This is a genomic window from Hoeflea sp. BAL378 (assembly GCF_000759435.1).
Lineage (GTDB): Bacteria > Pseudomonadota > Alphaproteobacteria > Rhizobiales > Rhizobiaceae > Hoeflea.
This window is the reverse complement of the sequence record NZ_JRJG01000009.1, coordinates 20,338-45,236: the sequence shown is the minus strand read 5'-3', so window position 1 is coordinate 45,236 and position 24,899 is coordinate 20,338. Positions and strand designations below refer to the sequence as shown.

General features: G+C 66.9%; 24 protein-coding genes. 11 read left to right on the top strand and 13 right to left on the bottom strand.

The window, feature by feature from the left end:
• Nucleotides 1-102: 102 nt before the first annotated feature.
• Together LL06_RS03170 and LL06_RS03165 are read right to left on the bottom strand one after the other, a co-directional pair.
• A complete protein-coding gene (locus tag LL06_RS03170; protein WP_035522038.1) occupies nt 103-2,208 on the bottom strand; it encodes a S9 family peptidase in 2,106 nt (701 codons plus the stop codon).
• 123 nt (nt 2,209-2,331) lie between these two features.
• Nucleotides 2,332-3,336: an asparaginase gene (locus tag LL06_RS03165; RefSeq protein ID WP_035522035.1), complete on the bottom strand. Its 1,005-nt coding sequence runs from the start codon at nt 3,334-3,336 to the stop codon at nt 2,332-2,334.
• Between the two features lie 385 nt (nt 3,337-3,721).
• On the opposite strand from LL06_RS03165, the gene LL06_RS03160 reads away from it, so the two are divergent.
• Both LL06_RS03160 and LL06_RS03155 read left to right on the top strand, forming a co-directional pair.
• A complete protein-coding gene (locus LL06_RS03160) occupies nt 3,722-4,345 on the top strand; it encodes a transglycosylase SLT domain-containing protein (protein ID WP_081963617.1) in 624 nt (207 codons plus the stop codon).
• A 97-nt stretch (nt 4,346-4,442) separates the two neighbouring features.
• Nucleotides 4,443-5,285 carry an EamA family transporter gene (locus LL06_RS03155; protein ID WP_035522032.1) on the top strand — a complete coding sequence of 281 codons (843 nt, stop codon included), beginning with the start codon at nt 4,443-4,445 and terminating at the stop codon, nt 5,283-5,285.
• A gap of 35 nt (nt 5,286-5,320) precedes the next feature.
• Here LL06_RS03155 and LL06_RS03150 read toward each other — a convergent pair whose 3' ends face one another.
• The 3 genes from LL06_RS03150 to LL06_RS03140 are packed head-to-tail and all read right to left on the bottom strand — an operon-like array spanning nt 5,321 to nt 8,645.
• Complete coding sequence (locus LL06_RS03150) at nt 5,321-5,575, bottom strand: phosphopantetheine-binding protein (RefSeq protein ID WP_035522030.1); 255 nt, start codon at nt 5,573-5,575, stop codon at nt 5,321-5,323.
• Nucleotides 5,575-7,071: a hypothetical protein gene (locus tag LL06_RS03145; RefSeq protein ID WP_035522028.1), complete on the bottom strand. Its 1,497-nt coding sequence runs from the start codon at nt 7,069-7,071 to the stop codon at nt 5,575-5,577. Before LL06_RS03145 ends, LL06_RS03150 begins: the two co-directional genes overlap by 1 nt.
• Nucleotides 7,068-8,645 carry an AMP-binding protein gene (locus LL06_RS03140; RefSeq protein ID WP_052161160.1) on the bottom strand — a complete coding sequence of 526 codons (1,578 nt, stop codon included), beginning with the start codon at nt 8,643-8,645 and terminating at the stop codon, nt 7,068-7,070. Before LL06_RS03140 ends, LL06_RS03145 begins: the two co-directional genes overlap by 4 nt.
• A 373-nt stretch (nt 8,646-9,018) precedes the next feature.
• Here LL06_RS03140 and LL06_RS03135 point away from each other — a divergent pair, with 373 nt between their 5' ends.
• Nucleotides 9,019-10,026, top strand: a complete 1,008-nt coding sequence (locus tag LL06_RS03135; protein ID WP_052161159.1) for a TerC family protein — start codon at nt 9,019-9,021, stop codon at nt 10,024-10,026.
• A 12-nt stretch (nt 10,027-10,038) separates the two neighbouring features.
• On the opposite strand, the gene LL06_RS03130 is transcribed toward LL06_RS03135, so the two are convergent.
• From LL06_RS03130 to LL06_RS03120, 3 genes are all read right to left on the bottom strand, one after another.
• Complete coding sequence (locus tag LL06_RS03130; protein ID WP_244447033.1) at nt 10,039-10,809, bottom strand: SDR family NAD(P)-dependent oxidoreductase; 771 nt, start codon at nt 10,807-10,809, stop codon at nt 10,039-10,041.
• Nucleotides 10,806-11,972 carry an acetyl-CoA acetyltransferase gene (locus LL06_RS03125; protein WP_035522025.1) on the bottom strand — a complete coding sequence of 389 codons (1,167 nt, stop codon included), beginning with the start codon at nt 11,970-11,972 and terminating at the stop codon, nt 10,806-10,808. Before LL06_RS03125 ends, LL06_RS03130 begins: the two co-directional genes overlap by 4 nt.
• A 147-nt stretch (nt 11,973-12,119) precedes the next feature.
• Nucleotides 12,120-12,728: a glutathione S-transferase family protein gene (locus LL06_RS03120; protein WP_035522021.1), complete on the bottom strand. Its 609-nt coding sequence runs from the start codon at nt 12,726-12,728 to the stop codon at nt 12,120-12,122.
• A 211-nt stretch (nt 12,729-12,939) separates the two neighbouring features.
• On the opposite strand from LL06_RS03120, the gene LL06_RS03115 reads away from it, so the two are divergent.
• Nucleotides 12,940-13,278, top strand: coding sequence for a hypothetical protein (locus LL06_RS03115; protein ID WP_035522018.1), 339 nt, complete (start codon nt 12,940-12,942; stop codon nt 13,276-13,278).
• Nucleotides 13,279-13,331: 53 nt separating this feature from the next.
• Entirely contained in the window at nt 13,332-14,024 is a 693-nt protein-coding gene (locus tag LL06_RS03110) for a L,D-transpeptidase (RefSeq protein ID WP_035522016.1), read from the top strand.
• Nucleotides 14,025-14,094: 70 nt separating this feature from the next.
• On the opposite strand, the gene LL06_RS03105 is transcribed toward LL06_RS03110, so the two are convergent.
• Complete coding sequence (locus LL06_RS03105) at nt 14,095-14,562, bottom strand: hypothetical protein (protein ID WP_035522014.1); 468 nt, start codon at nt 14,560-14,562, stop codon at nt 14,095-14,097.
• Nucleotides 14,563-15,069: 507 nt separating this feature from the next.
• Between LL06_RS03105 and LL06_RS03100 the strand changes: the two genes are divergently transcribed.
• Nucleotides 15,070-16,101 (top strand): DMT family transporter, encoded by a 1,032-nt coding sequence (locus tag LL06_RS03100; protein ID WP_035522012.1) that lies wholly within the window; start codon nt 15,070-15,072, stop codon nt 16,099-16,101.
• 34 nt (nt 16,102-16,135) lie between these two features.
• Here LL06_RS03100 and LL06_RS03095 read toward each other — a convergent pair whose 3' ends face one another.
• Entirely contained in the window at nt 16,136-16,567 is a 432-nt protein-coding gene (locus tag LL06_RS03095; protein ID WP_035522009.1) for a type II toxin-antitoxin system HicB family antitoxin, read from the bottom strand.
• A 475-nt stretch (nt 16,568-17,042) separates the two neighbouring features.
• Here LL06_RS03095 and betI point away from each other — a divergent pair, with 475 nt between their 5' ends.
• The 4 genes from betI to betB are packed head-to-tail and all read left to right on the top strand — an operon-like array spanning nt 17,043 to nt 21,277.
• Nucleotides 17,043-17,636 (top strand): transcriptional regulator BetI, encoded by a 594-nt coding sequence (gene betI, locus LL06_RS03085; RefSeq protein WP_035522006.1) that lies wholly within the window; start codon nt 17,043-17,045, stop codon nt 17,634-17,636.
• Nucleotides 17,633-19,177: a choline-sulfatase gene (gene betC / locus LL06_RS03080; protein WP_035522003.1), complete on the top strand. Its 1,545-nt coding sequence runs from the start codon at nt 17,633-17,635 to the stop codon at nt 19,175-19,177. Before betI ends, betC begins: the two co-directional genes overlap by 4 nt.
• A gap of 1 nt (nt 19,178) precedes the next feature.
• Nucleotides 19,179-19,817, top strand: a complete 639-nt coding sequence (locus LL06_RS03075; protein ID WP_035522000.1) for a glutathione S-transferase family protein — start codon at nt 19,179-19,181, stop codon at nt 19,815-19,817.
• Nucleotides 19,814-21,277, top strand: coding sequence for a betaine-aldehyde dehydrogenase (betB, locus tag LL06_RS03070; protein ID WP_035521997.1), 1,464 nt, complete (start codon nt 19,814-19,816; stop codon nt 21,275-21,277). Before LL06_RS03075 ends, betB begins: the two co-directional genes overlap by 4 nt.
• 19 nt (nt 21,278-21,296) lie before the next feature.
• Here the strand turns inward: betB and LL06_RS03065 are convergent, their stop codons facing one another.
• Nucleotides 21,297-21,647 carry a helix-turn-helix transcriptional regulator gene (locus LL06_RS03065; protein ID WP_035521994.1) on the bottom strand — a complete coding sequence of 117 codons (351 nt, stop codon included), beginning with the start codon at nt 21,645-21,647 and terminating at the stop codon, nt 21,297-21,299.
• A gap of 6 nt (nt 21,648-21,653) precedes the next feature.
• Nucleotides 21,654-21,899 carry a cytotoxic translational repressor of toxin-antitoxin stability system gene (locus LL06_RS03060; RefSeq protein ID WP_035521991.1) on the bottom strand — a complete coding sequence of 82 codons (246 nt, stop codon included), beginning with the start codon at nt 21,897-21,899 and terminating at the stop codon, nt 21,654-21,656.
• Between the two features lie 86 nt (nt 21,900-21,985).
• Between LL06_RS03060 and betA the strand changes: the two genes are divergently transcribed.
• Nucleotides 21,986-23,656, top strand: a complete 1,671-nt coding sequence (gene betA, locus LL06_RS03055; protein ID WP_035522110.1) for a choline dehydrogenase — start codon at nt 21,986-21,988, stop codon at nt 23,654-23,656.
• Nucleotides 23,657-23,929: 273 nt separating this feature from the next.
• Here the strand turns inward: betA and cysQ are convergent, their stop codons facing one another.
• Nucleotides 23,930-24,796, bottom strand: coding sequence for a 3'(2'),5'-bisphosphate nucleotidase CysQ (cysQ, locus tag LL06_RS03050; RefSeq protein ID WP_244447032.1), 867 nt, complete (start codon nt 24,794-24,796; stop codon nt 23,930-23,932).
• Nucleotides 24,797-24,899 lie beyond the last annotated feature (103 nt).

The following is a 24,899-nucleotide window of genomic DNA, read 5'->3' as shown; positions in this document are numbered from 1 at the left end:
AATGTGCCGGCTTGCTTCGAAATTCCAGGCATAAACCTTGGTTTTCGGGCATTTTCCGCGGAACCCACCTGCCCCGTTTCATGCCAGACTGGTAAACCGGATCTAAACCTTGCCGACAACTTTCAGCGCGAAAGCGTATTCGAAGGCGATTTCCTCGAGCCTCTGGAACCGCCCCGAGGCGCCGGCGTGACCCGCCGCCATGTTGATCTTGAACAGCACCGGCGCATCGCCGGTCGAAAGTTCGCGCAGCCGCGCCACCCATTTGGCGGGCTCCCAGTAGGTCACCCGCGGGTCGGTCAGCCCCGCCACCGCCAGGATCGGCGGATAGGCCTGCGCCCGCACATTGTCATAAGGCGAATAGGCGGCGATGGTCCTGTAGTCCTCGGGCGAGGCCACGGGATTTCCCCATTCCGGCCATTCCGGCGGCGTGAGCGGCAGGGTGTCGTCGAGCATGGTGTTGAGCACGTCGACGAAGGGCACCGCGGCGATGATGCCGCCGAAGGCCTCGGGCGCCATGTTGGCGACCGCCCCCATCAGCATGCCGCCGGCGGAGCCGCCCTGGGCGACAATGCGCTCATGCGAGGTGAAGTTCTCGCGGTCGAGATAGCGGGCGGCGGCGATGAAATCGGAAAAGGTGTTGGCCTTCTTGCCGCGCTTGCCGTCCTCATACCAGGCGAAGCCCTTTTCCTTGCCGCCGCGGATATGGGCGATGGCGTAGATGAAGCCGCGGTCGACCAGCGACAGGCAGTTGGTGTTGAAGCCCGCGGGGATGGCGATGCCGTAGGAGCCGTAGCCGTAGAGCAGGCAGGGTGCGGTGCCGTCGATCGGCGTGTCGCGGCGGTAGAGCAGCGTGACCGGCACCAGCTCGCCATCGTCCGCCGGCGCCATGACGCGGCGGGTGACATAGTCGGCGGGCGTGTGGCCCGAGGGAACCTCGTCGCGCTTGAGCAGCGTGCGCTCGCGGGTCGCCATGTTGTAGTCGTAGAGTTCGGATGGCGTCGTCATCGACGAATAGCTGAAGCGGACGGTGTCGGTGAAATATTCCATCGAGCCGTGGAAGCCCAGCGCATAGGCCTCCTCGTCGAAGGCGATGGCGTGCTCTTCACCGGTGGTGCGATCCTGCACGACGATGCGCGGCAGGCCGTTTTCCCGCTCCATCCAGACCAGGTGGTTGCGGTAGGCGCTAACCGAGAGGATCAGCCGGCCGGGCTTGTGCGGCACGACTTCGATCCAGTTCTCCCGCCAGGGCGCGGTCACCGGGGCCTGGCAGATCTTGAAGTCCTTGGCGCCGTCGGCATTGGTGAGGATGAAGAAGACGTCGCCGCCTTCGCTCAGTGAATATTCGACGCCGGTCTGGCGCCCGGCCACCAGCAGCGGCTTGGCGGTGGGGTCGCCCGCGGGCAGCACCCAGCATTCCGAGGTCTCGTGGTCGTTGATGCCGATCAGGATGAAATCGTTGAGGCTCGAGCCGTGGACGCCCATGAAGAAGCCTGAATCGGTCTCCTCGCGGATCAGCACGTCCTCGCTCTGGGCGGTTCCCAGGCGATGGTAAAAAATCTTGCTGGGGCGGTGGTTGTCGTCCACCGCGGTGTAGAAGAAGCCGGTGCAATCGGCCGACCAGGCGCCGCCGCCGCCGGTGTTCTCGATGAGATCGGCGCGGTCCTCGCAGGTGGCGAGATCGCGCACCTTGAGCGTGAAGAATTCCGAGCCCTTGTCGTCATAGCCCCAGATCATCGAGGCGTGATCGGGCGAGTGCCCGGCGCCGGCCAGGCGGAAGTAGGCCTTGCCTTCGGCCTCGAGGTCGCCGTCGAGCATCATCTGCTCGGCCCCGCCGTCGCGCGGCGTGCGGAAATACTTGGGCTGCTCGCCGCCGGTGACGTAGCGGACGCCATAGAGAAAGGGGCCGTCGGGCGCGGGCACCGAACTGTCGTCTTCCTTGATGCGGCGGCGCATTTCCGCAAACAGGGTCTTCTGCAGCGCCGCGGTGTCGGCCATCGCCGCCTGCTGATAGGCGTTCTCGGCCTCGAGATGGGCGCGGATCGCCGGGTCGAGCAGCGCCGGATCCTTGAACATCGCCTGCCAGTTGCCGTCGCGCATCCAGGCATAGTCGTCTGTGCGGCTGATGCCATGGCGGGTGTCGGTGAGCGGCCGCTTCTCGGCTGTCGGGGCAACGGGCAGGTTCTCAAATGCGGACAAGGAAAGCTCCATGATCGGAAAGTCGGGGCTCGGGATCAAGCCGGTCCCCCGACATAGAGGCGGCGACGCAGGCGATCAAGGCGAGGACGGCTTTTAAACCCGCCGTCCGCCCATTCGCCGCAGGCCCCGCCCGGTTCAGGCCAGTTCGCCCGCCGGCCGGATCCGGCCGACCTCGATGCCGTTCCAGTTTTTCATCGTCTTGTTCGACCATTGGGCGAGCCTGGCCGACAGTTCCTCATCATCCGAGAACAGCTTGGCCAGCACCGCGCCGATCATGGCTTCGGCGCCGCGGGTGGAGCCGTCCTCGCATTTGAGCGCGATGCCGTAGCCCTTCTCGGGAATGGCGGCGCAGAAGACGCCCTCGGCGCCGGTCTTGGCGAAGATCCGGCCCGGCGCGAGGCTCATCAGCGCGGTGCAGGCGCGGCCGGTGCCGGCGACATAGAAGGGCTCGGCCATGCAGGCCGCCATCAGCCGCTTCGCCGCCTTGGCGCGCTCCGTGCCGAGGCCCGCGCCCGAGGCCATGCGGGCGAAGCCGAGCGCGATCTTGTCCAAGGGCGCGGCATAGGTCGGGATCGAGCAGCCGTCGGTGCCGCAATTGTCGTGGCCGAGGCTTGCGCCGGTGAGATCGGCCATGGCGTCGCGCACCGAGGCTTGGACGAAATGGTCGTAGCCGACATAGCCGTGGTGATCGACGCCCGCATGGCACGACAGGCAGAGGAAGCCGGCGTGCTTGCCCGAGCAGTTGTTGCCGAGCTGGTTGGGCTTGTCACCGGCGCGGGCCTGGGCGATCAGCACCGCCTGCTCCGAACTCCAGTGGCGGCCGCATTCGAAATCGGCTTCGGAGAGGCCGGCGCGGGACACCATGTCGAGAGCCAACCGCATGTGTTCGGGTTCGCCGGAATGGGAGGCGCAGGAAAGCGCCAGTTCCCTGTCGCCGAAGCCGTAGCGGTCGGCGGCGCCGGTTTCCACCAGCGGCAGCGCCTGCATCGACTTGACCGCCGAGCGCGGGAACACCGGCGTTGCGACCTCGCCCAGGCTCATCACCACCTTGCCGTCGCCATCGATGACCACGGCCATGCCGCGATGCCGGCTTTCGACCATCGGACCGCGGGTGACTTCGACGAGGACGGGATTTTGCATGGGGCGTGCTTCCTGGCTGTGACGGGACGTTCGAGCGGATCTCACCTCCGGCTCGTGCGCCCGAGTGATCGCAGAAGCGGGCGTCCTGGGCAAGGGGCGGGGAAGAAACGGCGTGCACCCGCGGACCGGCGATGCCGTGCAAGTCCGCGGCCGCGGCCCTGTCCGCGGCGCACGCCGTGCGCCACCCACCTCCGTCAATGACCTGAAAAGACGGATCTTTCGGCCCCGTTCCGTCGTCGGGATCCGGCCGCGACCGGCGGGCGGCGGCGTCCGCGCCCCGGGAAGCATAGGGACCTTGTTCTCGCCAAACGTCCCCGCCTCTGGATCCGGTCTTAGACTTGTCTGCGGCACATAGCTTTCACCCACACCCACCGGAGACCCTCTCATGGCCCAGATTTCCCTGTTCTCATCGCTGTTTTCCTGGCTGCCGCGCCGGCAGGCCCCATCCGCCGCCGCCGCCGCCGCTCTGCCGATGCCGGCGCCATCGGCGGCCCGGACGGACCCCGCGATCGCCTGGGGCGCGAAGGTCCCGGACGCGTTCAAGCGCAAGACCATCGCGCTGTGCCGCCGCCTCGAGATGGAGCCCGACCACCTGATGGCGATCATGGCCTTCGAGACCGGCCGCAGCTTCGACCCCGCCGTCACCAACCGCGCCGGGTCGGGCGCCACGGGCCTGATCCAGTTCATGCCGGCGACGGCCAAGGCGCTCGGGACGACCACCGCGCGGCTAGCAACCATGAGCGCCCTCGAGCAGCTCGACTATGTCGAAAAATACTTGGCCCCCTATGCCGGGCGGATGGGCGATCTCGACAGCGCCTACATGGCGGTGCTCTATCCCCGCGCCGTGGGCCGGGAGCCGGGCCATGTGCTGTTCCGCAAGGGATCGGTCGCCTACAAGCTCAACCGCGGGCTCGACGCCAATGGCGACGGCCGGGTGACCAAGGCGGAAGCGGCGGCCAGGGTGCGCGCCCTGCTCGCCGAAGGCCTGCGGCCGGGACTGATCGGCTAGGCGGTGGCCGGGCCGGTCGCCGTCCCGTTTCCCGATTGCGCCGCGGCGATGGATCGGTAAGCTTGGGGCCGACCCACCGGAACCGCCCTCACCTCTCATGCTGCGCACCATCCTGATCACGCTCCTGGGGCCGATGCTCTGGGGAACCACCTATGCGGTGTTCACCGAAACGCTGCCGGTGAGCCATCCGCTGCTGACCGGGGCGATGCGGGCGCTGCCCGCGGGCCTGATCCTGCTCGCGCTCAATCCGCGGATACCGCCGGCGGCGGCGCTCAGGCGCCATGCGGCGATCGGGCTTACCAACATCGCCATCTTCTTCGCGCTGCTGTTCGTGGCCGCCGCCCGGATGCCGGGCGGGTTGGCGGCGACGCTGGGCGCGATCCAGCCGCTGGTGGTGATCCTGATCTCGGCCTGGCTCATCGGCCGGGCGCCACATCCGGTGCAGATCCTCGCCGGCGTGGCGGGCGTCGCGGGCGTCGGCCTGCTGGTGCTGTCGCCCGAGGCGCGGCCCGACCCGATCGGCGTGGCGGCTGCGATCGGCGGGGCCCTGTCGATGGCGGCGGGCACGCTGCTGATCGACCGCTGGGGCCGGATGGGCACGCCGCTCGAGACCACCACCTGGCAACTGATCCTGGGCGGCGCGATGCTGATGCCGGTGGCGCTGATGGTCGAGGGCCTGCCGCCGGCGCCCGGGCTCACCGAGATCCTCGGCTATGGCTGGCTGATGCTCATGGGCACGGCGTTTTCCTATTTCGTCTGGACCCGCGGCATCGGCCGGCTGGGGCCGTCCACTGCCTATCTGGCGCTCGCGAGCCCGGTGGTGGCCACCGCCATCGGCGCGGCGGCGCTGGGCGAATGGTTCAACGCCTGGCAATGGGCCGGCATGGCGCTGGTGATCGGCGCGACCGCCGTGGGCGTGTCGATCGGACGGCGCGGCTAGGCCGCCTCACGTCGCCCGGGCAAGGACAGCCGGCGTCAGGCCGGGGCGCCCTCGCCGACCAGGTCGAGGATCGCCGCCAGGCTGTCGATCCGGGCGATCTCGAAATCCGGGTCGCTGAGGTCGAGACCGAACTCCGATTCGAGCATCATCAGCAGCTTCACCGCCGCCAGCGAATCGAGCCTGCCGCTGTCGAACAGGGAGTCTGTGTCACCGAAATGGGGCGACTGGCCGCGCTCGATGAGCAGGTCCGACAGGGCCGCGCGGACGGCGTGTGTTTTATCCAGATGCATCAGTTCACTCCAAACAGGCTGACAAAGAAGGTGAAACGGTCGCTGAAGGAAACGATGCCCGAGGAGTCATCGAAGATCTGCAGCAGGCCGAAGAAGCCCAGGACAAGGACGCGCGGCGCCACCTGGTAGCGGACGAAACCGTCCTCCGGCCTGGGCTGGGTCTGGTAGAGCTGCGACCAGATGATCCCGAGCGTCAGCGCCCCGGCATAGACCGTGTAGGACTGGAAATTGTCGATCGTGGCGGCCCAGCCGTCGAGGCCGAAGCCGGGCGCCTGGCTGATGACGTCGAACAGGATGTTGCCGACAAACGCCGCCATGAAGGTGGCGAAGGCGATGCGGAGCCGCGGATGCTTCTTGAAGCAGCGCTGGAACGTCGGGAAGAAGAAGAAATCCGACAACAGTTCCTTGAAATAGAACAGATAGCGTCCCCAATATTCGGAAATGGTGCGCGAGGCGAGCGGCCGGACCATGCCGCGCGGAATGGCGAACCCGGCCATGCGGATCACCGCCACGAAGGCGTGGACCGAGGCGCCGACGATGAGCACCTTCTCGAGGAAATGCACCGCCACCACCAGCCAGTTGAGCGCCACCGAATGGGCCTCGCCCGCGGCGACCGACCGGATCAGCGGCTCGAAATGGGGCAGTCCGAGGCGGGCATGGACGATCTCGCGGAAGACGAGGTCGCCGCCCCAGAACAGGATGACCGCCCAGACGACGAGCTTCAGCCCCTTGAGCCGTGTCCGGGCCATCGCGTCCGCATCATGGGCCTCGAATTTCGAGAGGTAGCCCGGGCCCTTGATCGGCACGATGCTCTCCGCCCAGAACGGGCGGACATAGCCCAGGAAGGTGGCGTTGGACAAAGCGGGCTTCTGCCTGACGCCCATCAGGATATAGCCGATGAAGAAGAAGGTGGCCGAGACATAGGCGACGGCAAGCCAGGCCAGCGTGAACAGCGCATGGCCGCGCGGAACCAGCAAGGTGACGGCGGTCAGCGCCACGCCGACCAGGAACAGCGACAGGACCGGGCGTTCGGCGAGGACGGGGACATGCCTGCGCCGCTGGTTTTCGATGAGCAGCAGCACGAGGGCCAGGAAGGCCGCGCCGCACAGGACCATGCCGGCCTGGGCGCTGCCCGTGAGCACGGAGGCCTCGCGCCAGATCTCGCCGAAATACTGGTAGTGGTCTTCGCTCTTGAACGGCCTGAGCAGGAAGTAGAGCGTGCCCATGCCGGCGAGCACGAGGGCGCGGCGGCCCGGCAGAAGCGCCGAGAGCACCAGGGCAACGGCGATGATCGCCAGATGCTTGGTGCGGACCACCGGCAGGAGCGCCATGAAGAGCAGGAACGCCGCGTGCAGCACGGCGATCCCCGTTCTCGACTGCGCCCATTGGAGGACGCGGCCGTTGCTGTCCATGCCGAGCCACAGCTCGCGCAGCCTGAGCGGGTTGAGCCCGGCCAGCGGCTTGGGCTGACGGGCGGGAAGATCAAGCGAGGTCATGACGCCAACTCCGGCTGGGTGGGTACTTCGTTATGGTCGAGCCGGGCGAGCAGCGCCTTGCGGTCGACCTTTCCATTGCCGTTGAGCGGCAGCGTCTCAAGCACATGGATCCGGGCCGGAACCATGTGCGGCGGCAGGCAATCGCGCAGCGCGGCGCGGATCTCGTCGCCGCCGGCCCGGCCGCCGGCGACAAAGCCGACGATTCCTTGCGCGCTGCCATGAGAGACCGGCCAGGCCACGGCGCAGGCCATGTCGGTGCCGGCGGCGCGCCGGATCTGCATGTCGATCTCCTCGAGCTCGACCCGGTGGCCGTTGACCTTGACCTGGTTGTCGAGCCGGCCGAGGTGATGGAACACGCCGTCCGCGTCGCGGTAGCCGCTGTCGCCGGTCAGGTACCACCTCTCGCCATCGATCATCGGGAAGCGCTCCGCGGTGAGCGGACCTTGCGCGAAATAGCCCTCGGCAAGCTGCCGTCCACTAAGCGCGATCTCGCCCGGGGTCAGATCGGCGACCGGACGGCGGTCGGCGTCGACGATCATCGCCTTCATGCCCGGATAGGCATGGCCGATCGCGACGATGCCGCGCGACGCCGTGACGACGCCGGGCTCGGTCCAGGGCTGGCGCAGGCAGGCGATGGTCGCCTCGGTCGGGCCGTAGATGTTGTCGACGACGGAGTTGGGTGCGGCCGCGGCCCAGTCGCGGGCGATCTCGACCGGCAGCGGCTCGCCGCAGAACAGCGAGATGCGCAGCGACGGCAGCGAGCCGGGCGCGAGCGCGCTGGTCTGCTTCATCATGGCCACCAGCGAGGGCACCGAGAGCCAGGTGGTGATCGCGTGCCTGGCGATGAAGCGGGCCGGCGCGACGAGATCGAGCGGCCGCATGATATACAGACAGCCGCCCGCCTGCCAGATCATCAGCATGTTGTGCACCGAGAGATCGAAGGTGATGTCGCAGGTCTCGGCGGCGCGGTCCTCCGGGCCGAAATCATACCAGCCGCGCATGGCGTCGATGTAGCTCGCGACCGCGCCGGCGCTGACCATGACGCCCTTGGGCCTGCCGGTGGTGCCGGAGGTGAACTCGATATAGGCGAGATGGTCAGGCGCCACGGGAACCGGTCGCGCGAGATCGTCGCCGGCGGCGAACCGTGCGGCGCGGCCTTCGGGTTCGAACTCGCCCGGGGTCCCGGTGGGCACGAGCAGCAGATCCGGGCAGTGGTCACGCACCGGGCCGCTCAGCAGCTTGAAGCCCGCCTGATCGACGATGAGCACGTCCAGATCGAGCAGGTCGAGCAGGTCGACGAGGCGCTGCTCGGGGTATTTCAGGCTGAGCGGAACATAGGTGCCGCCCGCCCAGGCGATGCCGAGAACTGCGACGCAGGCCTCGATGCTGCGCGACCCGAGGATTCCACAGCGGCCATGGGTCAGTCCGGGGCGGATCTGCCGGGCAAGAGTGCGGGATTTGAGCGCAAGGTCCGAATAGTTAACGGCGTCGGAGCCACAGACAATGGCTGATCGCTGCGGATGGGATCTGGAGTTTACATATATAAACTCGGCAATGTTTAAATTTTCCGTCATCTGATGTCCCGACAGGATACAATACATGCGGAACGTTACTGTCGAGCCCAAAACTAATCAATACATTTGTCCTTTGCCTGCCGTTTAACAAAGAATTAACTTTAACGCGGACATTTTTACGATCATTTTATAGACTTTTACCTGCAAGCAGAAATTCAGGACAAACCCGACTTTCCGGGAGCGGCGCGCCCGGTCGTCGGCAAGGCCGGCCGGGATCCGGGGCGGGAGAAACTATCTTTTCGTCAGCCGATTGAATTCGCGCCGGCAATCCCGATCTATGGCAGGCTCTGATTTTCGTTCCTTGCGGGGGATCCTGGCCGCATGCGGCCGCGATCAGGCTAAATGCGGGCGGATCGTCTCGGAGGCTTTCGACTTGGACTTCATGTATTTCAACATGCTCGGCACGCCCTTGTGGACGTGGGCCGTGTTCCTGGCGCTCGTGTTTGCGCTGCTCGCCTTCGACCTCGGCGTGCTCAATCGCAAATCGCACGAGATCGGCATCCGCGAGAGCCTGTGGCTGTCGTCCTTCTACATTTCCGTGGGCCTGTGCTTTTCGGTCTGGGTCTGGCAGCAGCTCGGCGAGCGGGCCGCGGTGACCTATCTCACCGGCTTCGTGATCGAGAAGAGCCTGGCGATGGACAATATCTTCGTCATCGCCGTGATCTTCTCCTATTTCGGCGTGCCCCGGGCCTATCAGCACCGGCTGCTCGTCTACGGCGTGCTCGGCGTCATCGTGCTGCGCGGCCTCATGATCGGCGCGGGCGCGGCGGTGGTCGAGCGTTTCGAATGGGTGCTGCTGATCTTCGCAGCCTTCCTGATCTTCACCGGCATCAAGATGATGCGGGACGGCGACGAGGAGTACGATGTCGCCGCCAATCCGGTGCTCCGGTTCATGCGCAGCCGGTTCCGCGTGACCGACCGCCTGCATGGCGAGCATTTCTTCGTGCGCCTGCCCGCGGCAAGCGGCGACAGGACGCTTCTCTACATGACGCCGCTGTTCCTGGCGCTGGTGATGGTGGAACTCGCCGACGCCATCTTCGCTGTGGATTCGATCCCCGCCGTCTTCGCCATCACCACCGACCCCTACATCATCTACACGTCCAACATCTTCGCCATCCTCGGTTTGAGGGCGCTGTTCTTCGCGCTCTCGGCGATGCTGCACCGTTTCGTCCACCTCAAGGCAGCGCTGTCGCTGGTGCTGATCTTCATCGGCGGCAAGGTGCTGGCGGCCGAATTCCTCGGCATCGAGAAGGTGCCGCCGGCGCTGTCGCTCGGCGTCACCGCCGCGATCCTGGCGGGCGGGGTGGCGCTGTCGCTGTGGCGGACACGCTCCGAGGCCGCTCCGGCCGCCGCGCCGCAGCCGCGCGAGACGAGGGACTGACGGCTTCCCGGCCTACCGCCCGGCGACGATCCCCGAGGAGGCGAAGCCGCCGTCGACGGTCAGCACCTGGCCGTTGATGTAGCTCGCCGCGGGGGAGAGCAGGAACAGGATGGCGCTCGCCACCTCGTCGGCGCGGCCGTAGCGGCCGAGCGGCGTGTGGGCGGTCCAGAGCCTGCGGTCGTCGATCGAGGGCGCCCTGGCGCTGGGCGCGGTGTCGATGGCGCCGGGGGCGACCACGTTGACGCGGACGCCCGAGGCGCCCCATTCATTGGCGAGCACCTGGCTCATCAGGATGATTCCGGCCTTGGACGCGCCATAGGCCACGCGGCCGGCATTGGCGCGCTGGCCCGCGACCGAGGCGAGATTGACGATCGCCAGCGTGTCGCCCATCTGGTCGAGGCAGGCGCGGCAGACAATGAAGCTGCCGGTCAGATTGACGTCGAGGACCTGGCGGAAGATCTCGGCGCTGGTCTTTTCCGCCGGCAGGTCGCGATCGATACTGGCGCAGTTGACGAGGCCGGTGACCGGGCCGAAGGCGTCGACGGCCTGGGCCAGGCACTCGGCCACCTCCTCCTCGTCGGTGACGTCGCAGTTGAGCGCCAGAACATCCTCGCCCTCGAGCCGTTCCTCGGTGCGGGTCACCGCGTCTCCGCTCGCATCGAGGATGGAGACGGCGACGCCCTCGTCGATCAGCATGAGAACGGTGGCCTCGCCGATGCCCGAGGCGCCGCCGGTGACCACGACATGGCCGGCGAGGCGATGGGCGGCGAGGCCGGCGCTCACCGGATCCGCTCGAGGATGGAGACGTAGTTGGCGACCGCGGCGCCGCCCATGTTGAAGATGCCGCCGAGTGTCGCGTCCTTGACCTGGATGCCGCCGGCCTCGCCGGCAAGCTGCATCGAGCTCAGCACATGCATCGACACGCCGGTGGCGCCGATCGGGTGGCCCTTGGCTTTCAGCCCGCCCGAGGGATTGACCGGCAGGCGGCCGTCCTTCGCCGTCTCGCCGCTCATGGCCAGCGCCCCGCCCTGCCCGGGCTTGGCCAGCCCCATCGCCTCATATTCGATCAGTTCGGCGATGGTGAAGCAGTCATGAGTCTCGACGAAGGAGAGATCGTCGAGCGAGGTCTTCGAATTGGCGAAGGCCCGCTTCCAGCCGAGTTCGCAGCCTTCGAAGGCGAGGATGTCGCGCTTGGACATCGGCAGGAAATCCTGCACGTGCTCGGCGGCGCGGAACAGGATGGCGCGCGGCGCCTGCATGGCGGTGGCGACATCGGCGAGCACGATGGCCGCGGCGCCGTCGGAGACGAGCGAACAGTCGGTGCGCTTGAGCGGGCCGGCGACATAAGGGTTCTTGTCGCTCTCGGTGCGGCAGAAGTCGAAGCCCAGATCCTTGCGCATCTGCGCCCAGGGGTTTTCGACGCCATTCCTGTGGTTCTTGGCGGCGATGGCAGCCAACCCGTCGCTCTGGTCGCCGTATTTCTGGAAATAGCCCTGGGCGATCTTGCCGAAGACGCCGGCGAAGCCCGCGGGCGTGTCGCCGTCCTCGGGCAGGTAGGAGGCCTTAAGCAGGTTGGCGCCGATCTCGGGCCCCGGCGTCGTCGTCATCTGCTCGACGCCGACGACCAGAACCCGGCGCGCAGCACCCGCGCGGATCGCCTTGATGCCCTGGTGCACGGCGGCGGAGCCGGTGGCGCAGGCGTTTTCCACCCGCGTGGCGGGCTTGAAGCGGAAGGCGTCATCGGCCTGCAGCACCAGGCTCGCGGTGAAATCCTGGGCCGAGAAGCCGGCGTTGAAATGCCCCAGATAGATCTCGTCGATGTCGGAGGCCTCGAGCCCGGCATGCTCGATCGCCTCGCGCGCCACTTTCGTCACCAGGCTCTCGACGGTCTCGTCGGCCAGTTTTCCAAAGGGCGTGTGGGCCCAACCGATAATGCAGGCGGTCATGAAATGCGTCTCCGTGAATCTTGTCTGTCGTCGGCGCGCATTTTGAGCGCGCGCGCGGCTTTGTAAAGGGGAGAAGCGCACAGGTCGCGCCGCGGGCCGGGCCCAAGGGGGGCCAGGCCCTGCGGCTTTTCGCGGCGGGCGGCGGATCTAGGCTCCCATGTGCGCCCGATCGAACGCGACGGCCTCGTCCGCGGAAGGGCGCGCCTGGCAGCGGGCGATCCAGTCCCTGATCACCGGCACATCCGGCGTGGCCGCGGGAAACCAGACATAGGGCGAGGTCAGCAGCAGGTCGACCGCGGTAAACCGCGATCCCATCAGGAAGTCGGTCTTTTCAAGCTGGGCAACCAGCCGCGCGGTGACTTCGGCCGGGCCGCGGAAGGTTGCGTTAAGAAAGGGATGGCTGAGACCGGCCGCCTGGAAGACGATCACCGGCTCGACCACGTCGCCGTACCAGGCGAGCCAGCTCAGATAGCGGCCGCGATCGGCGTCGCCCACCCGGGCGCCGAGGCCCGCATCGGGAAACAGCTCGGTGAGATAGAGGATGATGGCGGAGGATTCCCAGATCTCCACCCCGTCATGGACCAGCAGCGGCACCTTGCCCTCGGGATGCGGATTGGCGGGATCGGCGCCGCCCGATCCGTCCTGGCGGGCGATGGAGACGATGCGGACATCGACCTGATCCATCACGCCAAGCTCGATGAGCAGGCGGATGATGCGCGACGAGCGGGACTGGGGGGCATGATAGAGCGTAAGCATGGGAGAACTCCTGGATGGATGGTGCGGAGCCATGACTAGCACTAGCATGCTGCCAGATTTCGTCAGCAGCGTGAAGCGGCCATGGATCGCGGCGGTGTTCGACCAAGTCTGCCGCCGTCCGCCCCTGCCCCCACCCCCGCCTCACCGAAACTTGATCGGGATCGGGCAGTCTTGACTGGAATTGGCCACAGTTGGCGGTAAGAAACCGGCCATGGTCATTCGCCGCCTTCTCCTTCTGTGTCTGCTGTCCGTCACGCTCGCGCTGACCGGGCCGTTTGCGCGCGGGGTGTCGGCGCAGGCAGCGGCTTCGCTCAAGACGGCGGAGCTTGCCCGGCCCGGCGTGGTGACCGGGCTCAAGACCGCGGTTCCCGCCAAGCGCTGCCAGCGCGGCGCGGTGGCCTGGTCAAGCTGCGCCCTCGACCTCGGCTACCTGCCCGAACGCGACGGCATCGGCATGGCCGGAGCCGGCAAGGCGTTCGATCGGGTGCTCGATGGAACGTCCGGCGGCCTGTGGCGTTCAAGGCTGTTCAGGCCTCCGCGTATCGGCTGAGCCGAAACGGGCCGGCAACGGCCTCTTCCCTTCAGCCTCAAAGGACTTCATCCATGATTACCCGACGCATTTTTCTCAGCGCGGCCTCGATGGCCGCGCTCTCCGGCTGCACCTCGCTGGGCAGCCGCACCCTGCCCGCCCCTGCCCCCGAGCCGCGGGCTGCGGTGATGCCCGCCTTTTACGGCCCGGTGCTCGACGAAGGCTATGCCATCCCGGCGGTGCCGCAGGGCGTGGTGCCCGAACGCTTCTGGCGCCAGCGCGTGCCCAATCCGTTCCCCAACGAGGCGGCGGGCACGATCATCGTCGACACCGGCACCTTCTTCCTGCATCTGGTCGAGGAGGGCGGCACCGCGATGCGCTACGGCGTCGGCGTCGGCCAGCAGGGCTTCTCCTGGGGAGGCTCCGCGGTGGTGCAGTACAAGCGCAAATGGCCGACCTGGAAGGCGCCCGACGACATGGTGGCGCGCAAGCCGGAGCTCGAGCCCTATTCGGTGGCCAATGGCGGCATGGAGCCCGGGCTGATGAACCCGCTCGGCGCCCGGGCGCTCTATCTGTTCGACAATGGCGAGGACACGCTCTACCGCATCCACGGCAATCCGGAAGCCCATTCCATCGGCAAGGCGGTGTCCTCGGGCTGCATCCGGCTGCTCAACCAGGACATCATCGATCTGTATGAACGGGTGAAGAGCCGCGCCAAGGTGATCGTGCTGCAACCCAACCCGGCGCTGACGGCGGGCCTCACCTGAGGCCTGCCGGCGGCGGCGCCTGCGGGACCGTTCACACGGGTTTCGCAGGCCTCGGCCGCCGGGCGCCGACCTACCCAACCGGGCCGGCCGGCGCAGCGCGCGCCGGCCGGCCCGGATACTGGGCGTAGCCCTCGAGCCCGTACAGCGCGGGGCGGATCTTCTCCATGAACACGAAGGGATCCTCGAGCGAGGCCACCACGTTCACGAACACGGCCGGCAGGTCCTGGAGGAAGCGGATATGCATCACCGGACCTTTTCGGTCGATGATGGCGCAGGCGATGTGCAACTGGTCCTCGCCGATGTTGATGTAGAAATGGTCGGCGATGTCGTCCCTGCGCGATGTGGCGCACAATCCCGTCTCGGAAATGCTCAGCACCCGCAATTGCGCGTTGGTGATCTGGCGCAGTCCCTTGCACGTGTACAGGATGTTGAACAGGACGGTGCATTTATGCCACTGCACGGCAGGATTGTCCTGATCCGGGGCGAACCGGGTCAGATAGTTCTTTCGGGCGGTCTGCGCGAGGTGCTCGGTGGACATGATGCAATTCCTTTCCACGAAGATGCGACCTGGATTGAAACGCGGGTGCAGGCTCAGGAAGCGGCGGCCGGTCGGAAAATCCCGATTGCCGCCTGAGGAGAAACGCCGCGGCGATGGAATCGTTGCATCCAGGGCGGGAGCCGGCGCTGCGCGGCAGGCCCGCGCACCCCAAGGATCCGAGATCCCCGCCTAAACCTCTGATTTCAAGAGCGAATATTTGTTAACCCTTGGCTAACCATGCGGGGCGACCGTTGGCCGGCGCCCGCGTCCCGGCCCGGTCTCCTGCGCGCATGCCGGCCGGCGCGACGGGCATCGGCTGGCCGGCCAGTCTGACTGTTCGCCGGCAAGGGCGCGCGCGGCGGCGGCGCTGTATTTTTTCCGAGGCGGTGTCGCGGAAAGGCGCGCAGGGCCTGAAAAAATCAGCCATGGCTTGAACCTTGCTCACGGGCAACCGCGCGGTGATGCGCCGGCCTGCCTTGCCCGCCGGCCGAGGAATGGGAACCAAGCATGACTGTCGCCGCCGCCGCGCCTGTGCAGTCCTCGCGTCCGCTCGAGGGAATCGCCTGCATTCTTTGCGGCGCCTGGTGCTTTGTCGGACAGGACCTGCTGATCAAGGACCTGCTCGGGGCGCAGCCGCTGTGGATGCTGATCTTCGCCCGGGCCTGCATCTCCATCCTCGTGCTGGCGCCGCTGATCATCTGGCTCGGCGGCAAGCACCGGCTCACGACGCCGCTGTGGCGGATCCACCTGGTGCGGGCGTTCCTGCTCACCGCCGGCTTCGCGATGTATTATGCGGCCTTTCCCTTCATGCCGCTCGCCGAAGTCTCCACCATCTTCTTCTCGGCGCCGCTGTTCATCGGCATCCTGGCGGCGCTGTTCCTGGGCGAGAGGATGGGGGTTCACCGGATCGCGGCGCTGGTTGTGGGCTTCGCCGGCGTGCTGCTGGCCATGGCGCCGGGCCAGGAGAGCTTCCAGTGGGTGGCGCTGCTGCCCCTGTTCTGCGCCCTGTCCTACGCCACCTCGATGATCCTGACGCGGCGGGTGGGCGACGGCGAAAGCAGCCTGACCATGGGCCTGTGGACCATCGGCGGGTCCGGGGTGATGATCTGGCCGCTCGGCTGGCTGGTGACCACGCTGGTGCCGATGGGGCCGGAATTCCATCACCTGCGGCTCGAGTTCATCGTGCCGGATGCCGCGCAGGCGGCCAATCTGGCGCTGCTGGGCGTGGTCGGCATGACCGGCTACATTCTCCTGAGCCGCGCCTACCAGGTGGCCAATGCCAGCCTGATCGCGCCCTTCGACTATGCCTATCTGCCCTTCGCGGCCACGGCGGCCTGGTTCTTCTGGGACGAGGTTCCGGCGCTCAACACGCTTGCCGGCATGGCGCTGATCATCGGCGCGGGGCTCTATATCGGCTACCGCGAACTGCGCTCGCCGGCCCGCGCGGTCTCGCCCGCGCCGGTGGGCGAGACGGTGATCGCCACCGGCGTCCCCGCCGTGACGGAGGACAGCGGCGAAGCGCCGGAAAATGCTGTGTGAGGTCTCGTCGGCGGTCTGGCTTGTGCTGACGGGATCAGGCCGCTTCACGCACCGACACCACAATCTCCCGGCCCAGAACCGCAAGTGCTGCTTCGATCAAGGCAAGTTTGGTGGGATGGTCGGGATCGAGGATACGTCGGGCCTCGGTCTCCTGCCTGCCCAGCCGCCGCGCCAGTTCAGACTTGGACAGACCGCTTGCCGCAAAGGCCTCGATCACCGCGAGCTTCAAAGCCGTCGTGGGATCGACGGCGATTTCGACCAACCCGGCCTCGGTCGCCCGCGACTGAGGCAAGGCGCCATCTTGCGCAATGATGCCGCGCAGGGCCAGACCCAGCGCCTCGCGGGCGCTTGCGAGGGCGTCGGCCCGGCTCGCACCATGGGTGATGGCGCCTGGAACATCGGGGAACGTGACCAGGAACCCGCCATCCGGGTCCGTTTCCAAGATCGCCCTGTAGATATATTGCATGATCTTGCGCTTTCTCTCGGTTCGTGAAGTCCCCGCGATCAGTCGATCCCGAGCTGTTTCTTGATGAGCCTCACATAGCCAGGGGTCAGTTTTCACCGGATTTAATGGTGGTCATCCTTCCATCGAAGCAGACCCGGTAATGGGAGCCCTTTCCCTTGTCGGTAAAGACCTCGAAGGGCTTGTTCTGTCTTCGGGCAAATGCCTTCAACTCCAGGAGCAATGCCTCACGCTTCATCTGCCCCTGCCTTCTCTCGAAGCCAAATTCGCACATTTTAGTTCGATAGACAAGACATGTCGCACATTTTTGTACGACATTGCCCCTGCATCGACGTGTGATCGGGCCACTTTTTCGGGTTGAATCGGGCCAGGACTGGATCCAGCAGTTTTTCATTGATTGACCAGTCAATCAAAAATACACTGTCCCCTCGTTTCGCATGTTCATGACGGTTTTTCCTTGCCCCCGGGAGTCATCACGATGCCGAAAATCGGAATGGAGCCGATCCGCCGCAAGGCGCTCACCGACGCCGCGATCGAGGCCATCGGCGCGCGCGGCTCCATGCATGTCACCATGTCCGACATCGCCGGGCGCGCCGGGGTCTCGCCGGCGCTGGCGCATCATTATTTCGGCTCCAAGGAGCACCTGATCGCGGAATCGGTCCGTTCCCTGCTGCGCGACCTGAGGGCCGACGCGGACCGGGCGCTGAAGGCCGCCGCGAACCACCGGGCGCGGGTCTCGGCGATCATCGCGGTGAGCTTTTCCGACAAGCAGTTCTCCGACGAAGTGGTGGCCGCCTGGCTGGCGTTCTACGTCGATGCGCAGCGCGCGCCGGAGATCGGGCGGCTGCTGTCGATCTATGCAAGGCGGCTGCATTCCAACCTGATGAGCGGCCTGAAGCCGCTGGCGGGCGAAAGCGACGCGGAGCGCATCGCCGAGGGCGCCGCGGCGATGATCGACGGGCTCTACATCCGCAAGGCGCTCGGCGCCGGCCCTGCCCGGCACGACGCCGTGGCGCTGGTGGAGGACCACATCGAGACGCAACTTTCTGAGCTTCGGAGGAGGACAATATGACGAAGGAAGCACGCGCGGGCGCCAGGCCCAACATTCTCATCGTCATGGTCGACCAGCTCAACGGGACGTTCTTCCCGGACGGCCCGGCCGACTTCCTGCATGCGCCGAACCTCAAGGCGCTGGCCCAGCGCTCGGCCAGGTTCAGGAACAACTATACCTCGTCGCCGCTGTGCGCGCCGGCGCGGGCCTCATTCATGGCCGGGCAGTTGCCGAGCCGCACCCGGGTCTATGACAACGCCGCCGAATATGTCTCCTCGATCCCGACCTATGCCCACCATTTGCGCCGCGCCGGCTACTACACGGCGCTGTCGGGCAAGATGCATTTCGTCGGCCCCGATCAGTTGCACGGCTTCGAGGAGCGGCTGACCACCGACATCTACCCGGCCGATTTCGGCTGGACGCCGGACTACCGCAAGCCCGGCGAGCGGATCGACTGGTGGTATCACAATCTGGGCTCCGTCACCGGCGCGGGCGTGGCCGAGATCACCAACCAGATGGAGTATGACGACGAGGTGGCGTTCCTCGCCAACCAGAAGCTCTATCATCTGAGCCGCGAGAGCGACGACGCGGACCGGCGTCCCTGGTGCCTGACGGTGTCGTTCTCCCATCCGCACGACCCCTATGTGGCGCGGCGCAAGTTCTGGGACCTCTACGAGGGCCGCAACGAACTCCTGCCCGAGGTCGGCGCGATCCCGTTCGAAGACCAGGATGCGCATTCGCAGCGGCTAATGCTGTCCTGCGACTACACCCAGTTCGACATCACCGAGGAGAATGTCGCCCGCGCCCGGCGCGGCTATTTCGCCAACATCTCCTATGTCGACGAGAAGGTGGGCGAGCTGATCGATACGCTCAAGCGCACGCGGATGCTCGACGACACCGTCATCCTGTTCTGCTCCGACCATGGCGACATGCTGGGCGAACGCGGCATGTGGTTCAAGATGAGCTTCTTCGAAGGCTCCGCGCGGGTGCCGCTGATGATCGCCGGCCCGGGCATTCCCGCCGGCCTGCACCGGGCGCCGGTGTCCAACCTCGACATCGCCCCGACGCTGGCCGACCTCGCCGGCATCTCGATGGACGAGATCATGCCCTGGACCGACGGCGAGAGCCTCGTGCCCACCCTGCAGGGCGGGACGCGGACCGCGCCGGTGCTGATGGAATATGCCGCGGAAGGGTCCTACGCGCCGCTGGTCGGCATTCGCGAGGGCAAGTGGAAATATGTCCATTGCGCGCTCGACCCCGACCAGTTGTTCGACCTCGACGCAGACCCCGAGGAACTGACCAATCTCGCCGCCGACCCGGCCCATGCGGATGTGCTCGCGGATTTCACCGCCAAGCGGCTCGCCCGCTGGGACATGGCGCGCTTCGACGCCGAGGTGCGCGAGAGCCAGGCGCGGCGCTGGGTGGTCTACGAGGCGCTGAGGAACGGCAGCTACTATCCGTGGGATTTCCAGCCGCTGCAGAAGGCTTCGGAGCGCTACATGCGCAACCACATGGACCTCAACATTCTGGAAGAATCGCAACGCTATCCGAGGGGAGAATGACATGCTGACAATCTGGGGACGAGCCACCTCGTCGAACGTGCAGGCGGTGATGTGGACCATCGCCGAACTCGGCCTGGCGCACAGGCGCCACGATCTCGGCCTCGCCTTTGGCGGCCTCGACACGCCGGAATACCGGGCGATGAACCCGAACGGCCTGGTGCCGACGGTGCGCGACGGCGATGGCGCGCCGATGTGGGAAAGCGCGGCGGTCGTGCGCTATCTCGCGGCCCGCTATGGCGATGACGGCTTCTGGCCGCGCGACCCGGCGGCGCGCGTGCAGCTCGACATGTGGGCGGAGTGGATCAAGACGACCTTCGCGCCGCATTTCGGCGGCCGGGTGTTCTGGCCGCTGATGGGCCGGCCCGCCGGCGGGCCAGAGGCCTTCGCCGCCGCGGTCGCGGGATTGAAGCCGCTGGCGAAAATGCTGAGCGAGCGGATCGGCCGCGGCCCCTATCTGGCGGGCGAGACCTTGAGCTTCGCCGACATGATCATCGGCGCCCAGCTCTACCGCTACTACACGCTGGATTTCGACCGCGCCGACACGCCGGAGCTCGACGCCTATTACCGCAGGCTCTGCGAACGCCCGGCCTATCGCGAGCACGCGATGGTCTCCTATGACAGCCTGAGGATTTCGACATGAGCGTCCAGCCGCCAGCCTCCCACCATGTCGCCGGCTCTTACGTCGAGGACGACGCCGGCGCGGTGATCGAAAGCATCTACCCGGCGACGGGCGAGCTGAACGCGAAGCTCCATTCGGCGACGCCCGCGATCATCGAACAGGCCGTTGCCGCGGCCAGGGCGGCGCAGCCGGCCTGGGCTCGGCTCAAGGGCGTCGAACGCGGGCGGATCCTGCTGCGCACGGCTCAGATCCTGCGCGCGCGCAACGCCGAGATCAGCCGCATCGAGACGCTCGACACCGGCAAGGCGATCCAGGAGACGCTGGTGGCAGACGCGGCGTCCGCCGCCGACGCGCTTGAATATTTCGGCGGGCTCGCGGGCGCGATCACCGGCGAGCACATCGATCTGGGCTCCGACTTCGTCTACACGCGGCGCGAGGCCCTGGGCCTCTGCGCCGGCATCGGGGCTTGGAACTATCCGATCCAGATCGCGGCGTGGAAATCGGCGCCGGCGCTCGCCTGCGGCAACGCCTTCATCTTCAAGCCGTCGGAAATGACGCCCCTGACGGCGCTTCTGCTGGCCGAAGCCTTCGCCGACGCAGGGCTTCCGGCAGGCCTCTTCAGCGTGGTGCAGGGCTATGGCGATGTGGGGGCGGCGCTCGCCTCCCATCCCGGCATCGCCAAGGTGTCGCTGACGGGCTCGGTGCCGACGGGGGCCAAGGTGCTGGCCGCGGCCGCGCCGACCGTCAAGGCGGTGACCATGGAACTCGGCGGCAAGTCGCCGATCCTGGTGTTCGACGACGCCGATCTCGAAAGCGCCATCGGCGGGGCGATGCTCGGCAATTTCTACTCGACCGGCCAGATCTGCTCCAACGGCACCCGCGTGTTCGTCCAGCGCGGCGTCTACGCGCGTTTCCTCGCGCGGCTGAAGAGCCGCACCGAGGCGATCCGCATCGGCGATCCGCTCGATCCCGACACGCATCTGGGGCCGATGGTCTCGGTGGCGCAGCGCGACAAGGTGCTGGGCTATATCGAGACGGGCAAGCGCGAGGGCGCGCGGCTTCTGACCGGCGGCGGCGTGCCGGAACTGCAGGGCTTCGGGAGAGGCGCGTGGATCCAGCCGACCGTGTTCGCGGACGTGACCGACGACATGGCCATCGCGCGCGAGGAAATCTTCGGGCCGGTGATGAGCGTGCTCGCCTTCGACGACGAGGATGAGGCGGTCAGCCGCGCCAATGCGAGCGTGTTCGGCCTGGCGGCCGGCGTGTTTACCGCGGATCTGGCGCGCGCCCACCGGGTGGTCTCCAAGCTTGAGGCGGGGACGACCTGGATCAACGCCTACAACCTCACCCCGGTCGAGGCGCCGTTCGGCGGCGTCAAGCAGTCGGGCATCGGCCGCGAGAACGGCCACGCCGCGATCGAGCACTACACCCACCTCAAGAGCGTCTACGTGGCCACCGGCCCCGTCGACAGCCCCTATTGAGGCGCGGGTGATGGCGCTGTCAGACCACGAGATCGTCGAGATCGACACGAAGGGCGGCGGCAATGCGCCTGAGCACATCGACGGAGCCCGCCTTCTTGCCGTTCTCGATGTCGGACAGATGCGGCTGGGAGATGCCCGCGGCTTGCGCGAGTTCGCTGCCGGTCATGCCGCGATACTTGCGGTAGGTGCGGATGCGGCTGTCGGTTTCCATGAGTTCATGGACGAGGTCGGAAGGCCAGGTCTCCTCGCCTGCCCTGACGCGCTCCATGATCGCCTGGGCCTCAAGGCTGTCGATCAGGTCTTCATACTCGTCCTCCGGCACGAGCACGTAGGTCTCGCCGTCAATGGTCATTTTCCGGATTTCGCCCATCGGCAGTTACTCCTTGTAGATCCCGCCGCGCGGACCCGCCGCGACCACCAGGACAACCAGGCCCTGGTCATCGAGGATGACGCGGTCCTGGCCGACCCGGATGCGGTACAGGTCGGAGCCGGACAGCTTCCTGATATCGACTTCTTCCCCTCGCGCGAATGCATCCACCTTGGCGAAAATCGCGGCGCGCCGCTTGGGTTGCATCCGGGCGAGGCTCTTTTCCGCAGCCTTGGAATAGAAGACCCGCTTCATCCGAATAATATAGCTCTGAGCTATATTCTGGTCAATCGTGACCTTGCAGAGCAAACCCTCCACTAGAGACGAGCGTCCCCATGACCATGCAAGCAGATTTCGTCATCATCGGCGCGGGCTCGGCGGGCTCGGCCATGGCCGCGCGGCTGAGCGAGGACGGCAGGCATTCGGTGATCGTCATCGAGCATGGCGGATCGGATTTCGGGCCGTTCATCCAGATGCCCGCGGCGCTGTCCTATCCGATGAACATGGGGATCTACGACTGGGGCTACGCGACCGAGCCCGAGCCGCATCTCGGCAACCGCCGGCTGGCGGCACCCCGCGGCAAGGTGATCGGCGGCTCCTCCTCGATCAACGGCATGGTGTTCGTGCGCGGGCATGCCGAGGACTTCAACCACTGGGCCGACCAGGGCGCCACCGGCTGGTCCTTTGCCGACGTGCTGCCCTATTTCAAGCGGATGGAGACCTCGCACCAGAACGGCGGCATCGGCGGCGAGGAGGGCTGGCGCGGCACCGACGGGCCCTTGCATGTGCAGCGCGGGCCGGCGGTCAATCCGCTGTTCAAGGCCTTCATCGATGCGGGCCGGCAGGCGGGCTACGGGGTGACCGAGGATTACAACGGATCGCGCCAGGAGGGCTTCGGCCTGATGGAGCAGACCATCCACAACGGCCAGCGCTGGTCCACCGCCGAGGCCTATCTCAAGCCCGCGCTCAAGCGGCAAAACGTCAATCTCGTCAGGGGCCTGGCCCGCCGTGTTGTGATCGAGAATCACCGCGCCACCGGCGTCGAGATCGAAGCTCACGGATCGATTCAAGTGGTTCAAGCACGGCGTGAAGTGATCATCGCCGCCTCCGCCTTCAACTCGCCCAAGCTGCTGATGCTGTCGGGCATCGGCCCGGCCGCGCATCTTGCCGAGCACGGCATCGAGGTTGTGGCCGACCGGCCGGGCGTTGGGTCGAACCTGCAGGACCATCTCGAGGTCTATATCCAGCAGGAATGCATCCAGCCGATCACGCTCTACTCCAAGCTCAACCTCGTCTCCAAGGCGCTGATCGGGGCGCAGTGGCTGTTCTTCCGCAAGGGGCTCGGGACCTCCAACCAGTTCGAGGCCTGCGCCTTCGTGCGCTCGGCGGCGGGCGTGCCCTACCCCGACATCCAGTTCCATTTCCTGCCCGGCGCGATCCGCTACGATGGCAAGGCGGCGGCGCCGATGCACGGCTTCCAGGCCCATGTCGGGCCGATGCGCTCGCCCTCGCGCGGCCATGTCCGGCTGCGCGCGGCCGATGCCCGGGCGGCGCCGGTGATCCGCTTCAACTACATGAGCCATGACGAGGACTGGCGCGACTTCCGCCGCGCCGTGCGGATCACCCGCGAGGTCTTCGGCCAGGCCGCGTTCGATCCGTTCCGCGGCAGGGAGATCCAGCCCGGCGCGGATGTGCAGAGCGACGCGGAGATCGACGGCTTCATCCGCGCGCACGCCGAGAGCGCCTATCACCCCTGCGGCACCTGCCGGATGGGGCGCGCCGACGATCCCGGCGCCGTGGTCGATCCCGAGACCCGCGTCATCGGGGTCGACGGCCTGCGCGTCGCCGACAGCTCGATCTTCCCGCGGGTGACCAACGGCAATCTCAACGGTCCGTCGATCATGACCGGCGAAAAGGCCGCCGACCACATCCTGGGACGGGCGCCGCTCGCTCCGAGCAATCTCGAACCCTGGATGAACCCGAACTGGCGTGAAAGCGACAGGGTCGCCTGAGCCGGAGCGAGGTCCGAGCCGGTTGTCCGGTTCCGGCCAAGGAGTGTTCAGCCTTGTCGAGTTCTTGGCGCGGCCGTTCGACAGCGATGCCGCTGTTGCGCCCGCAATCCCCCGGACGTGCGGATGCCGGACGGGACCCAGGCGACCGGGCACCCGGTCGAATCCCGACCGCGCCACCCTGCTCATCACCGTGTGGAAGATCGCCCGCCAGGATCTTTGCTATACTGCCGGTTGAGGTCTACGGCGGGCCGCGCACCTGCGGCTCCCGGCCTGTCAGTTCCGCAGGCGCCGCGGGGCCGCTTCGCGCGAGCGGCCCCGCGGCGCGTCGGGGTGCCGGCCCCAGCAGACGAACCGGCCGCAGTCGAAATCGGAATTGTCGACGCCGTATTCGAGCGGCTTGCCGTCGAGGCCGAGGGTGATGCCGCCTGCCGCGCGCAGCACGGCGTCGCCCGCGGCGATGTCCCACTGGTGCAGGCAGACGAGCCGCGGATAGACATCGGCCTTGCCTTCGGCGACGAGGCAGAATTTGAGCGACGAGCCGATATGCGTGGTCTTGTGCGGCGGCAGGGCGTCGAGCCAGGCCTGGGTCTCGGGCTCGCGGTGGCTGACGCTGACCAGCGCCACCGGCATCTTCGGCAGCGCGCGGGTGCGGATTTCCCGCCGGTTGCGGATTTCGCCCTCGGGCGTGACGTCGCAGACATGCGCCTTCGGCCCGGCGCCGCTCCACAGCCGCCCGAGCGCCGGCGCAAAAACCACGCCGGCAACGGGTTTCAGATCCCGGATCAGCGCGATATTGACGGTGAACTCATTGCGCCCGGCGATGAAATCGCCGGTGCCGTCGAGCGCGTCGACCAGGAAATAGGAGGCCTCGGCGCAGCTCGGGCATTTGCCGTCCTCGGCCATTTCCTCAGCCACCACCGGAACCTCCGGAAACTGCGCGTTAAGCTGCGCCAGGATGATGGCTTCGGCGGCCCGGTCGGCCTGCGTCACCGGGGTCAGGTCCGACTTGATCGACACCCGGGCGCCGGCGGCGCGGGCTGCGAGGATCTCCCGGCCGGCGGCAATGGCGGCGCGCTCGAAGGTCTCGATCAGATCCGGCAGCGGGCGATGATCAGGATCGGAAAGGTCAAGCACGCCCATCGGCAAGGGTCCATAATCGCGTTACTGGTTACGTTTGGCGTCGCATGATTGGCGCGCCCGGTCAATGTTGAGTGCATTGCAACAATGGCGGTAATTGGACGGA